The organism is Pelagicoccus sp. SDUM812002 (assembly GCF_031127835.1).
In the GTDB taxonomy this organism is placed as follows: Bacteria; Verrucomicrobiota; Verrucomicrobiia; order Opitutales; family Opitutaceae; genus Pelagicoccus.
In genome coordinates this window covers 281,214-294,213 of sequence record NZ_JARXHX010000005.1, presented here as the reverse complement: position 1 = coordinate 294,213, position 13,000 = coordinate 281,214, and the positions used below count along the sequence as shown (strand labels likewise).

General features: G+C 53.6%; 15 protein-coding genes. All 15 read right to left on the bottom strand.

Annotated elements, in window-relative coordinates:
• Positions 1–33 precede the first annotated feature (33 nt).
• The 15 genes from QEH53_RS10295 to QEH53_RS10225 all read right to left on the bottom strand — a co-directional run bounded on the left by QEH53_RS10295 (position 34) and on the right by QEH53_RS10225 (position 13,000).
• Positions 34–543, bottom strand: coding sequence for a flagellar protein FlgN (locus QEH53_RS10295; protein ID WP_309023100.1), 510 nt, complete (start codon positions 541–543; stop codon positions 34–36).
• Positions 536–874, bottom strand: coding sequence for a hypothetical protein (locus tag QEH53_RS10290; RefSeq protein WP_309023099.1), 339 nt, complete (start codon positions 872–874; stop codon positions 536–538). Before QEH53_RS10290 ends, QEH53_RS10295 begins: the two co-directional genes overlap by 8 nt.
• Positions 875–910: 36 nt before the next feature.
• Positions 911–2,008: a flagellar basal body P-ring protein FlgI gene (locus tag QEH53_RS10285; RefSeq protein WP_309023098.1), complete on the bottom strand. Its 1,098-nt coding sequence runs from the start codon at positions 2,006–2,008 to the stop codon at positions 911–913.
• Positions 2,009–2,052: 44 nt separating this feature from the next.
• Positions 2,053–2,661: a flagellar basal body L-ring protein FlgH gene (locus QEH53_RS10280; protein ID WP_309023097.1), complete on the bottom strand. Its 609-nt coding sequence runs from the start codon at positions 2,659–2,661 to the stop codon at positions 2,053–2,055.
• A gap of 21 nt (positions 2,662–2,682) precedes the next feature.
• Positions 2,683–3,537, bottom strand: coding sequence for a flagellar basal body P-ring formation chaperone FlgA (gene flgA, locus QEH53_RS10275; RefSeq protein WP_309023096.1), 855 nt, complete (start codon positions 3,535–3,537; stop codon positions 2,683–2,685).
• Between the two features lie 2 nt (positions 3,538–3,539).
• Entirely contained in the window at positions 3,540–4,322 is a 783-nt protein-coding gene (gene flgG / locus QEH53_RS10270) for a flagellar basal-body rod protein FlgG (RefSeq protein ID WP_309023095.1), read from the bottom strand.
• A 42-nt stretch (positions 4,323–4,364) separates the two neighbouring features.
• A complete protein-coding gene (locus tag QEH53_RS10265) occupies positions 4,365–5,117 on the bottom strand; it encodes a flagellar hook-basal body protein (protein WP_309023094.1) in 753 nt (250 codons plus the stop codon).
• Positions 5,118–5,238: 121 nt separating this feature from the next.
• Positions 5,239–5,493, bottom strand: a complete 255-nt coding sequence (locus QEH53_RS10260; RefSeq protein WP_309023093.1) for a hypothetical protein — start codon at positions 5,491–5,493, stop codon at positions 5,239–5,241.
• A 2-nt stretch (positions 5,494–5,495) separates the two neighbouring features.
• Complete coding sequence (locus QEH53_RS10255; RefSeq protein WP_309023092.1) at positions 5,496–6,275, bottom strand: flagellar motor protein MotB; 780 nt, start codon at positions 6,273–6,275, stop codon at positions 5,496–5,498.
• A gap of 9 nt (positions 6,276–6,284) precedes the next feature.
• The gene (locus tag QEH53_RS10250) at positions 6,285–7,145 is read right to left on the bottom strand and encodes a motility-associated protein (RefSeq protein WP_309023091.1); all 861 of its coding nucleotides are present in this window, start codon (positions 7,143–7,145) and stop codon (positions 6,285–6,287) included.
• A gap of 62 nt (positions 7,146–7,207) precedes the next feature.
• On the bottom strand, positions 7,208–8,017 hold the full coding sequence (locus tag QEH53_RS10245) for a FliA/WhiG family RNA polymerase sigma factor (protein ID WP_309023090.1): 810 nt from the start codon (positions 8,015–8,017) through the stop codon (positions 7,208–7,210).
• Positions 8,018–8,031: 14 nt separating this feature from the next.
• A complete protein-coding gene (locus tag QEH53_RS10240) occupies positions 8,032–8,304 on the bottom strand; it encodes a hypothetical protein (protein WP_309023089.1) in 273 nt (90 codons plus the stop codon).
• The gene (locus tag QEH53_RS10235) at positions 8,301–9,623 is read right to left on the bottom strand and encodes a hypothetical protein (RefSeq protein WP_309023088.1); all 1,323 of its coding nucleotides are present in this window, start codon (positions 9,621–9,623) and stop codon (positions 8,301–8,303) included. The genes QEH53_RS10240 and QEH53_RS10235 overlap by 4 nt, the downstream gene beginning before the upstream one ends.
• A gap of 30 nt (positions 9,624–9,653) precedes the next feature.
• Positions 9,654–11,891, bottom strand: a complete 2,238-nt coding sequence (gene flhA / locus QEH53_RS10230) for a flagellar biosynthesis protein FlhA (RefSeq protein WP_309023087.1) — start codon at positions 11,889–11,891, stop codon at positions 9,654–9,656.
• A complete protein-coding gene (locus QEH53_RS10225) occupies positions 11,891–13,000 on the bottom strand; it encodes an EscU/YscU/HrcU family type III secretion system export apparatus switch protein (RefSeq protein WP_309023086.1) in 1,110 nt (369 codons plus the stop codon). The genes flhA and QEH53_RS10225 overlap by 1 nt, the downstream gene beginning before the upstream one ends.

The window sequence follows — 13,000 nt, the reverse complement described above, 5'->3', positions numbered from 1 at the left end:
TCCAAGTTTTGAATTCGAGTCGTGAAAATGATACTACACGAACGCTTGGTAGCGGGTGGGCAATTTGGTCTTAACGCCGACCCGCCCTTTCTTCGAGTAGGTCCGGTTGTAATTTTCCGGTTGAAGCTTCTGCATGGTCTCGTGGTTGATTTCCATCGTGCGGGAAAGCAGCATGAAATTTTGACGAGCTTTTTGGCGAGTGCGGCGGATCATGTGGTTTATCTCATCCACAAGTGCTTGGAGCATGGGCTGCATGAAGTCTGGAAAATGAACGATCAACTTCGAGAGCGGCTGCTCTTCGTCGGCACCGCAGCCACGAGCCATCTCGCGGACGAATTCTTCGCGACGCACGCGAAGTCCGCCCATCTCAGACATGTAACTCTCTATCTCGGAGTTAGTGGCTAGTACAAGCTGAGGGTCGCGGCTGAAGATTTCGTCCTGCTGGCGCTCGAGAAGATTATACAAACCGCCGTATTCCTGCACCTCGTTGCGGAGCAACTCTACTAGCGGATTCCAGTCCTTTTCTTCAAAGTCGTTACTCATGGGAATTTGTTCCCTTTCCTTCGTTTAGTTCTTGAGGAAACAGTTGAGCCTGCAGCACGGAAGAGAATCCGAGAGATCCACTCTGGGTAATGCTGGAGGCCAAGGAGTCCTTGATTAAGTGTTCATACATGGGCGTTGAGCCTGATCCAAAGTATCCATTTTCTGGATCCATCGGCTTAAGTGCTTCGTCTAGAAATTGACGCAGGAGGATTCCTTCAAACTCTCCGCCCAGCTGCTGCATCTGCTCTGCGCGAGAAGTTCCCTTGGTGAGCATTTGCTCCTTCCAGGAACTGCCGGTAAGGCCTGACATCGCTGTGCTTGTTACGTCCATTTTTCGTTTCGTTAGATTTAAAGTTTCGCGGGCGTGCTACTTGATGATGAGTTCAGCCTGCAGGGCTCCTGCGCTTTTCATCGCTTGGAGAATCGACATCATTTCACGGGTCGAGACGCCCATAGCATTCAGCGCGTTAGTGACCTGCTGGATAGTCGGGTAGTCGGGAATCATGTGGAAAGCTCCGAGCTCTTCGGTGACCGTCAGCTCCGTCCCTTCGGTTACAGCGGTCTCACCTGCTTGTGCCAACGCTCCTGGCTGGGAGACGTTTTGGGAGCGAGCGATGGTGAGGCTCAGGGAGCCGTGGCTCACTGCGACGGTCGAGACCCGCACGCCTGCAGTTGCGACGATCGTGCCTGTGCGTTCGTTAATGATGATCCGGGCGGGAGTATCTGGTTCGATCGTAATCCCGCCGATTGAGGAAATGAAGTCGACCTCGCGGCCGAGGTACATCTCAGGAATTGTGACTTGGACAGCGGCCGCGTCGACCGCGATGGTGCTGGATGGGAAAATGACGTTGATACCTTCCGCGAGCTTGGAGGATGTGTTGTAGTCGGGATTGCGCAGCAAAAGCTTAACGTGACCGCCTTTGCCTACTTCCATATCGATCTCGCGTTCCACGATGGCTCCATTTGCTATCTGCCCAACCGTAGGATGGTTCTTTTGGACAGTAGCGCCCCCTGCTCCACCATTTCCGCCGAGGTAGCCTCCTACCGCGATTTGGCCTTGGGCGACCGCATAGACTGCTTCATCCGCACCCAAAAGCGGTGTCTGAAGAAGCACGCCACCTTGCAAGCTCTCCGCATCGCCAATAGAGGAAACAGTTACATCGATACGCGTGCCTTCGCGAGCGAAGGGCGGGATGTCCGCGGTAATCATAACTGCAGCGACGTTCTTGGATTTCAAGTCATCCGCGTTAACGGTAAGACCGAAGCGACGCAGAGAGTTGGAAACTGCGTTAATGGTCATGGGCGAATCACTGTCGCCGTCACCAGCGAGTCCAATGACAAGCCCGTAGCCTACAAGCTGATTGTCTCGTCCGCCATCGACGACTACGAGATCCTTAACCCGAGCCGCATGTAATAAATTTGCGGATACGACGAGAAACAGGATTGTGCGAGCTAGGAGTTTCACTTTGCGAGAAATAGGAATGAGGTGGTGGTGAAAACTGGGTGGGACTAACGCACGTTAGCCACATTGATCAACTTGTGCACCCAGCCTTTCGTTTGGGCATCTTTCAGGTCACCTTCGTTGAAGAGTTCGACATTCGCGTTCAAAACGTTGGCGGACATCACTGAGTTGTCGGCTAAGACATCGTCTCCGCGGACAACACCGCGCACGACTAGGTACTGCGCCTCGCCGGAAGCCTTCACTTTGCGAGCCCCTTCGACGATCAGGTTTCCATTTGGTTGTACATCAATGATCATGACAGCGATCTTCGACTGGAGGAGATTAGATTCAGTCACAGAGCCACCGCCGGTATAAGAGTCTACGGTGCCGGGCAGGTCGAACGAAGGAACCGCCCCATCGGAAGTATCGATGATCCCTGGAATAATGATCTCGCCGAGTGCCTGGGTCAAAGTTCCGTTTGCTGACGAGGTCTTGGATGAACTGCGATTTGCGACCGTCTCCTCATCCACTTGGATGATTAGAATATCGCCCACATTCGTAGCAGTCCGATCCGCAAACATACCACGTTCGGTATTTCTGGGCGATTCCCATAGAGACTTTCCGCAAACAGAAGCAGCAAGAACTAAGGCTATTGTAGTTATAAATCGTATACGCATTTCGATAAAAGGGTAAGTTTGCTAAAAGATGACTTCGACTCGGTTCTCGCCGATCACACGAGCGGAGAATTCTTTCGCAGAGTCGATATTTCGCAGGAGAATGAGGTCGCCGTCGCTGCCGTCTTGACGGGCGATCGCTCTCATTGTGATGGCGAGAAGGCCGGTTACCGCTGAAACTTCTACAACATCCCCCTTGCGGACGAGCGATCGCTCTATGAGGTCTGTCCACTTGAGCGGCTTGCCAGGAACGATATCACGGCTGTACTCGTGGCGTAGAAGGCTCTCCAGATTGGCTGGAACTGCTGCAGGTTCTGCTAAAAGGTCGACCGGACGGCTCTCGAAGTCGGAGGGAGTGGCAAGCTCTCCGCGACGAAGCTGCGAACGAGGGTACCAAACTTCGCTGAAGATGTGGGCACGGAACGGCACGTTCCACTCGCCAAGCACGCCTTTTTCGTTTTCCACTTGGAAGCGGAGGAGCACATTTCCACGCGACAGGTTCGCCGGGGCATTATTGAGACGAACGACGAATGGCTGAGAGTAAGCCGAAAGGTCTGGCAGGTCTCGCAGAGCGACAAGCGTCAAGTCCCCCGCTATCCTGAGGTGCGCCGCAAGCTCGCTGGTAATCGCGTCGTGCACGTCGGACACGAGAATGGAATCGACCTCGTAGGTTTCTTCGACGGGAGGAGCTGTATCTAATAGCGATTGAATTTTGGATACAGATCTTACGGGCTGCATCTTCGCAGACGACGCGAGCGACGCTTCCGCAACGGGTAGCGGGGCCAAAATTTCGTCGAGCGAAGCACGCAGCGCGGAGGCGAAAATAAAGATCGCAAGGCCGAGGCCGAGGAAAAGTCGAAGTAGAATAGAGAGTTTCATGACTAGCGCTTTAGCTGGCTAACTTGTTGCATCATGGAATCCGAAGTCTGGATCGACTTGGAGTTAATCTCATAAGCTCGCTGGGCGAGGATCATGTTCACCATCTCTTCGACGATGTTCACGTTCGAGGTCTCGAGATAGCCTTGTTGAAGGGTGCCAGTTCCATTTTCACCCGGAGCACCCACCGTAGGAGGTCCGCTGGCATCCGTTTCGCGGAACAGATTGCCGCCAAGAGCCAAGAGTCCGGAGGGATTGCGGAAACGAGAGAGGTTGATGTCTCCTGTACCGAGGATGTCGCCGTTGTCAGAGGTAAAAGTCACCCCGCCATTGCCGTTGATAGAAATGTTGTTCGCGCCAGCTGGAGGAGTTGGGAAGCCTACAGCAGCCATGCCTTGAGAATTGGTCACCTGCCCGTCGGGTCCAACCTTGAACGCTCCGTCGCGAGTATACAAAGGTTCGCCGTCAGCACCGGTGAGCTGGAAGAACCCATCGCCCACAATCGCTACGTCCATATCCTCACCAGTTTGCGAGACCTGGCCTTGGGTGAATACTTTGGAAGTCGATACGACCTGAGTACCGGTACCGACTTGGATACCAGTGGGAATAACGCTGCCTCCCGAGTCTGCGCCGACCGACTTCGGCACTTGGTAGAACATATCCTGAAACTCGACCTTGCTCTTCTTGAAGCCAGTCGTGCTCACATTCGCTATGTTGTTGGAGATGACATTGAGGTTGGTCTGCTGTGCCTCCATGCCGCTCGCTGCGGAGTATAGTGAGATGCTCATGTTCTTAGATCGTTTAGTTGTTAGAAATTATTTTCAGTCGGCCTAGTGCCCGCCGAGTGATTGGATCGCCTTTCCGAGCACGTCGTCGTGCTGCTGGATAACCTTCTGGTTGATTTGGAAGGAACGGGAAACGTTGATGAGATTGATCATCTCTGTGGTTGAAGAGACATTGCTCTGCTCGAGGGATCCGTGGCGGATGACTGGATCCTCCACTTGACGAATCCTCCCCGTGTCGTTCGACCCGACTACAAATCCACCGTGCGAGCGGACTAAATTTTCCGGACGCTCGATATCGCGGATGCTAAGCTGAGCTAGAGGGACTTCGCCCTGAGTAAGCGTTCCATCGCTAGCAGCAGAGAACTTGCCTTCACCCGCACGCAATTTGATGACGTTACGCGTGTCGTCCATCACGTGGAAGCCTTGCTTGCTCACGAGCTCGCCTTCGTCATTGACCTTGAACTGTCCATCGCGGGTGTAAACAAGCTGCCCGTCTCCCGCCCGAAGCTCGAAGAATCCCTCGCCTTCGAGAGCGAAATCGAAGTCGCCATTCGTGGTGACGATCGATCCGCTGGAAAAATCTACCGTATCGACTCCCCTAGTCTGGATGGTCGCATGCTCAAGAATGTTTCCGAAATCGTTCCTTACGCCTACCTTGCCCGCTTCGACTCCCTCAAAGGAGAGCATCCCCTTCTTGTAACCAGGAGTCGATGACTGAGAAATGTTCTGGGCAATCGAATTGTTCCAGTTCTCAAGGCCCGTCATGGCCGCCGCGTTTTGATAGACTCCGTTCAACATTTGGGTGCTACAAAGCAACCAATATGCCAACTACACAAAACCCTATCCTACATCAACTTATGAAGATACCGAAACCAAACGGCAAAAAATACCCTACTCAGAGAGGCAGTATCTGCAGCGGCTAGTCTTCGTACTTACAGTCAATTTCGGTGATTTGCCCACAATTGCAGGTGACGACGATCTTGGTCACGCGGCCGTCTTCCGACACGTACGCCACCTTGCTGCCACCTTCACCACAAACCTCGTTCTCTTCGTGGTCTTCGGATTCGGGTGCTGCGAGCTGGCCGAAACCTTGAGAAACGGCCGGCAGGTTCAGGGAATCCTTCTTTTTCTTAGATTCTCCAAGTTGTTCTCTGCCTGAAAGATAACTATCCATTTTTATTCTGGGAACGTCTTCGAGGCTTCCTCCGCCTCACGCTCGTCGAAAATGTTAAAGAGCTCAGACAAGACAAGGCTTATCGCGACGCGATCGTTCGACTCGGCCGTCGGATGCATAAAGGGAAGAGGATCTCGGGTACCATGCGCCGTGACAGATTCGAATTGCCCAGGCCTTACCCCGTACCGCTCCAGCAAACGACGAGTGGAGTTGGCCCGATCGCTCGAAAGCTCCCAAGCGGTGTAGTCCCAACCATCACCCTCGAAGCCTTCTGACACATAACCGTCCACTCGAACCATAAAACTATGCCGTTGCACCAGCCAAGCGAGCGTCTCTATGACAAACGAACCCCAAGGCGTGTAGTCTGCGGAGTTTTCCACGAAGAATGGGTGGGCGTCTCGGTCGTAGAGCGTCACCCGGAGACCATCGCTGGTAACATCTAGGTCGATCGGTTTTTGGTCCGGGTTGGCGCTCTCAATGTTGAGAAGGCGCATGAATTCCTGAGCCATATCGTAGAGCACCTTGAAATCCGAGATCTCCGCCTTGCCCTTGGACTGCCCGTCCAGGTTCGAAACCTGCCCTTTGCTTTTGCTCTCGATCACCCCCATGGAATTGTCCATCGGAGTGTTGTAAGGGTCCTGGAAATACTTGGCCAAGTCGCGCTTTAGCGCCTCGTCCTGCGAAGTCAGCCAAAGAACCATAAAAAGCGCCATCATCGCGGTAACAAAATCCGCATAAGCCACTTTCCAAGCGCCACCGTGGTGTGTTCCCAATTGCTTCATAGACACGTCCTAGCCTCCAGTAGAGGACTTCAGGATGTTCTCCAGATCGTCCGCGCTCGGTACCATGCTGGCTTCCAGACTGCGACGAGCGAGTTCGACTGCCATGATGGGAGCCAACCCGCGAGCGAAGGCGCCAATCGAGCGGGACATGCAAATGTAGTACGTTTCCTCCGCCTCGTTGCCGAACTCGATGACGTTGCAAAGCGGATTGATAAAGCCGTAGGCCACGAAGATACCGAGAAAGGTACCGGAAAGCGCTGCGGAGATTTTACCTCCGATCACCATAACACCTTGGTCCAAGACGCTCATGGTCAAAATGATACCCATTACCGCCGCCACGATGCCGATACCAGGTAGCGAGTCGCCTAGCAAGTGGAGCACGTTGATCGGGCCGTGGGCCGCGTGTTTCTTGGCGTCGATCTCAGCCTTGAGCAATGGTTCGAGCTGGTCGGGCTTGATCTTGCCATCGATGATCGGACGCAAGGCAGAGCAGAGAAACGATACCTTGTCCTTGTCCGCCAGGAAATTGGGGTAGTTGGAGAAGATGGAACTCGATTCCGGGGAACTCACGTGCTCGTCAAGAGCGAGCAAGCCATTGCGGCGGCCTAGCATGAAAAGCTCGTACATAACCTTCATCAAGTCGAGATAGTCATCCTTGTTAGGGCCAGATCCCTTGAGGGCGCCGATGATCGAATGGATTGTATGTATCAATACGTCCTTGGGCGCGCAGATGACCGCCACTCCGGCCGTGATTCCGAAAATCGCGAGAAATTCCGGCGGGTGCCAGAGCAACAGGAGGCTACCGCCAGACCAGAGAAAAGCTCCGACTGTCGCGCCTAGTACTATGATAGCTCCGATTATTACAAACATGACTCGTGTGGTCTCTCCTATCGGCCGCCCGACGGAGAACTTTACTCACGCAGTGAATTACACTACTTATGCATCACAGTTGTGATGTAGCTCCTCAAACTGATGATCGCTTGGGAGTGGATCTGGCAAATGCGCGACTCCGTCAGCCCAAACACTTCCGCGATTTCCGCGAGGCGCATGTCCTGAAAATAGTACATCGCCAATACCTTGCGCGGTGTCTCAGGTAGCTGATTGATTCGCTCAGCAACCAGACGCGTGACCTCGTCCTTCTCCATCTTGGAGGTGACAGGCACGACATTGTCGTCGGGGATGACTTCGTACAGGTCAGCACCTTCTCCGTCGTCTCCGCCAGCAGCGGCGTTGTCGAGCGGCAGGAAGCTAACCGGACGCGTTTCCGCCATCAATTGGTCGTACTCCTTGCGACTGATCCCGAGCTCAGCTCGAATCTCCTCCTCTGTCGCCGGACGACCGAGGCGTTGCTCGACCTCTTCGATCGTAGCTCGGAGCTTCTTGAAATTGGTTCTGGCGTTGCGAGGCATCCAGTCCATGCGACGTAGCTCGTCGAGGATGGAACCACGTATACGCATCGCGGCGTACGAGCCAAACGACTTCTTCTGAGCCGGGTCGTACTTCTTGAGCGCTGCGATCAGGCCGGTGATGCCGACGCTGTGCAGATCTTGCTCATCGATGTGGGGTGGCAGGTTGATTTTGATACGAGCCACGATCGAACGCACGAGAGGCATGTACGTCTCAAAAAGCTCTGGATTCTGGACAGCCGGCTTCGAAGAATCGCTGGCTCCGTAAGCCTTCGCCGCCTGTGCCTTTTTCCCCTTTGAACTGTCTTTGCTCTCCTTCACGTTAATATCATTCATAGTTGGTTGAGTAGTTATACGGGTTTTGAACCGCGCTCTTTAGCGTCTTGCTTCTTTCTTTCTTCAGCTTCCGCCATCGCAGCGACAGCGGCTTGACGCTTCTCCATGAGCATTTGCCTGACATTCTTTATCCAAATTTGTCCGACCCAAAGGAACAACAGGCCGCAAAGGAAGCTTCCCATGCTGGCTTGTCCAAGGGCGCTGAGCGGGTCCTTCCCCACTCCTAATGCGACGAGAAAGATCGACACAAAGCCGAGCATTCCTCCCATAAGCATAGTGTACATCATGACCTAAAGTCGCCCTCCCTTGATTGCGCGGCGCCCACCGGCTTACCTCGCTTCGTTGCGGCAGCGAGCTGTCGTCCGTTCGGGAAAGAACGCTCCAACAAATAGCTGTAGGTTTCCATGGTGTATTCGCCAGCTGGATTCGGGCCCTCGCTAAAGAAGAGCGGTTCCATACGGCGGTTTAACAAAAACTTCCACAGCTTGCCCGCTTTGCGGGTCTCTTCGAGATGGGTGAAAATCACTTTCGTCGCTCCGATCGATTCGCCAGTGCCGAGCATGTCGGCGATGAGTTCCGCTTCGTAGGCAGCGTTCACGACCACGATGCGCTCGTCGATCTGCATCTCGTCCAAGGTGTCACGGCAAGCTTGCACGGAATTCGCGTCTGCCAAGGAATAGCCTGGCATATCCACCAGCAGCGGACGCTCGGCGTCGGTTTCTCCCACTTCGCTCGCAGAGCGGGCAAGACCCACTCCCATGATTTCGCAAAAGACCTCCAAGCCGTCGCTCGGGTTGGGCAACTCAGAATCGATCTTCAAAACCGTGGGCGCCAAGCCGTTCACAAAAACGTCTGCAGAAAGCATTTTGCACAAAGCTGAGGTCTTCCCCACTCCGCTGCAGCCGATAAAAGCACGACGAGAGCCTAGCTCCGGCTTGGAAGTATGAGGAAAACGACTACGCAACCAATCGCAGATTTTCGCGTAGAGATCCATAGTCGGTAGCGAGCCGATATCTTTGAAATCCACCTCGGACCGGATTCGCTCGATCAAGGAGCGATCAAAGCCGACCGACTCCAGCATAGAAATTGCCCGCTGCACGGCCTCAAGAGTGCCGCGCTTAACAGGATTAGCCGCAGATCCCAAGGGAGCTTCTTTTTCCCGCTCACTAGGCGGTGCTTCCTCGTCAGGTTCATCCTCTTCGAACTGCGAGAAATAGCTATCCGAGCCTTCTTCTGATTTGCTTTTTGAATACAGATCTCCGATCGGACTCTTATTAAGAGAGGCCTCTTTCGGCTTTTCCGCTTTAGGCTTCGCTTCCAGCGTATCCTTTTTCTGAATATCAGATTTATGCGAAGAAGGCGCAGGTGAATCTGTAGCGGAAGGCTTCGCATTCGCTGGAGCTTGCGGAATCTGGCCCAAGACCTCGACGATCACTTCCAAGCGAGGCTTGCTCACCAATCGCTTCAAACCACCCGCTTCCACTTGCTTGACCGAAAGGACACGTGCCTGCTCGCCATACTTTTCGCGTATGACGTTCACCGCCTCGCTCGCGGTATTCACGAGAAGCTTTATCTGGGTGCCGGCTGGTGTAGGTTTCTGGCTCATTGAAATAAGTTACCTAAAAGTTCTGGTTTATCAATTAGGTTGAAAGCTAGCTGCCATCGGTCCCTCGGCGGCCGCTGCCGTCGATCCGTTTGCACGCGCTTGGGATTGCATCTCCTGCTGGGCGAAGTCCGGAAATAATATGATAGCATGGTTCATAATCTCGGTGCTCGACGGGAGTTCCTGGTAGCTCAAGATGTTAAGCTTGGGCAGGGAAGGTTCGAAGAATCTCTTGAAGGGCAAGCGTATTTCCGCCGCCGTTACGAGAATAGGTAATAGACCGTTCTCGATCTGGTCGTTAGCCTTTATGGCAAGCTCTCGGAGTAGGTACTGCGCCAGCTGAGGATCTAGGGAAAGTGTATAATCCGTATTTGTGCGTTGCACCTTAGAGGCCAATACTTGCTCGAGCCGCGGATCCATAGTAATCGCTTTCAGAACCCCCTTCTCGGACTCATACTCAGCTACGAAAAACTCACCCGTGCGACGGCGAACATACTCGGACAAGTCGTCAGGATTCTTGGAAATGGGAGCGAAATCCCCTATCCCTTCTAGGATCAAGGTAAGGTTCCTGATCGCCACCCCTTCTTTAAGTAAATTTTGGAAAACGCGATGTATCGTACCGATGGATACGAGATCAGGCATGAGTTCTTGTACTAAGGCTGGATGCGTCTCTTCGACATGGTCCACCAGCTTCTGCGTATCCTGACGACTGAGCAAATGATGGGCGTGAGTCTTCAAGCATTCTGATAGGTGAGTGATCAGGACAGACGCGCAATCGACCACGGAGAAGCCGTTGATCTCGGCGTTCTTCTTTTCGTCGTCGTCCACCCAAACCGCATCGATGCCGAAAACCGGTTCCTTGGTAGGGATGCCTTTCAAGTCCGCCTCGCTGCCGGTGACGTTCATCGCCATCCAACGATTCGGCATGACTTCGCCACGAGCGACTTCCTTATCATGCAACAAGAAACGGTACTCTTGCCCTTCGAGCTCCATGTTGTCACGCACCGCGATCGGTGGCACCACGATACCCAACTCGCGGGCTAAGGTTTTGCGAACTCCGGTCACGCGCTCCAGCAAATCGCCGCCTTGAGCCTTATCCGCGAGAGTGAGTAGGTTAAATCCAATTTCTAGAGCAAACACATCTACTTCGATTAATTTTTCAAACTCAGCCGGCAGGTGCTTCGATCCATTGGGGTCGTCGCCATGGCCTCCCGGCGCCGCTCCGTTTTGGCGCGACTTAGCCTCTTCTTCTACTTCCTTCAGCTTTTCTTCCGCCTTCTTTTTGTCTTGAGTTCGACTAAGAGCGATCGCCCCGATTCCGACACCGGCTGACATAATAAAGAAGGGGATGAAAGGCATTCCCGGTATGATTCCGAAGAGACCCAGCATGCCAGAGAGCACGCCTAGGGCCTTCGGATAAGCGGCAACTTGGCCACCGATTTGCGAGCCGAGATCCTCATCCTCCCCCGAATTACGGGTGACTAGAAGACCGGCTGCGAGAGAGATTACGAGCGCTGGGATCTGGGAAACCAAACCGTCACCGATCGAGAGAAGGGTGAAGCGCTGCAGCGCTTCCTGGAAGCTCATGTCCTGCTGCCACATGCCTATGGCGATTCCACCAAGCACGTTGATCACGGTAATCAAGATACCCGCAGTTGCGTCACCTCGCACGAACTTGCTGGCACCATCCATCGAGCCGTAGAAGTCGGCTTCCTTCTGCACCTTTTCGCGACGCTTAGTCGCCTTAACTTCGTCGATAATCCCAGCGTTGAGCTCGGCGTCGATCGCCATCTGCTTACCTGGCATCGCGTCCAAGGTAAAACGCGCTGCAACTTCCGCGATACGTCCCGCACCCTTGGTGATAACGATAAAGTTGATCGCTACCAAGATGAGGAAAATGACGGTTCCCACCAAGTAGTTGTTTCTCACTACAAAGGAACCGAAAGAGTCGATCACGCTGCCCGCGTATCCATCGAGCAGGATCAAGCGGGTCGACGCCACGTTTAGACCCAGTCGGAATAGCGTCACACCAAGCAAGACCGTTGGAAATCCGGAGAACTCGGATGGCTCCTTTACGTACACGATGATCAGAAGGATCAGCAAGGAAGCGCCCACGCTAGCTGCCAACAGTATGTCCAGCATCAACGGCGGGAGCGGCAATACGAGCAGGAGAACCGTGCCGAACAAACAGGCGACCAATGCGGTATCGCCACGCTTCAGGAACGCGAAGACCTTCGATAGGGAAAATGACTGTGCTGCAGAGTCGTTCATTATTTAGTCTTCTTGAGGGCGGAACGACGAGCCTTGAGCTTGTGGAAGTAGTAGCGGTGCGTCTTGTAGACAAACGCGAGAATTTCGGCCACCGACTGGAACATCTCCATCGGGATGGGTAAGCCAACTTGTGAAACTTTGTAGAGCATGCGAGCGACCATCTTGTTTTCCACGACCGGTACGCCATGTTCGGCGGCGACCGCCTTGATTCGCTGCGCGAAAGCGTTCTCTCCCTTAGCCAATACCATAGGCGCGGAATCAACGCCGCGCTCGTACTTGAGGGCTACCGCGTAGTGTGTTGGGTTTGTCACTACGACGTCAGCGGTGGCCACATCATCCAGCATTTGTCCTTGCATCAAGCGCATCGCCATTTGCATGCGCGCCTTGCGGACCTCAGGACTCATGTCCTGGTCCTTACGCTCTTGCTTGACCTCTTCCTTCGTCATCTTGAGGCCGTCCATGGTCTTTTTGTGCTGCCAAACATAGGAGATAATAGCGATAATGCCGACCGCCACCGTGAGACGGATGAATACATAGACCATCGTATCCGTGATGAAGAGGCCGACGTGCGTGATATCGATTTCAGCATAAAAGATTGGGTCCTTGATGATCTTGCGCATGGCCACCCAAAGGATCAGCCCCATCGCCATCATCTTCAAAAGGTCGAGTCCGAACCGAACGAGAACATCCTTAGACATGACATTCTTCATGCCCTTCATTGGGTTGATCTTGGAGAACTTAACCCCCAAGGCTTTGGGCGTAAGGCGAAACTTTGTCTGAAGGCCGCCCGCTATCACACCCGCTACCATCGCAGTGATTAGAAATGGAGCTGAGAGCCGTCCCAACATCAAGATGATCTCGTTTAAGAAGTAGCTGATATTGTTCACGGACAAATCAACCGATGAGAGATTTCCGAAAAGCGACGCAGATATGCTGAACACTTGGTTCGCAATCGAGCGACCGGCGAACATCACAACTAGCAAACCTGCCAGCAATGTGAAAGTTACTCCAATCTCCTGTGCCTGAGGCATATTACCCTCCTGCCTCGCCTGATCCAACCGTTTCCCAGTTGGCTTTTCAGTCTTCGAATCTTTATCAGTATCAGCCAT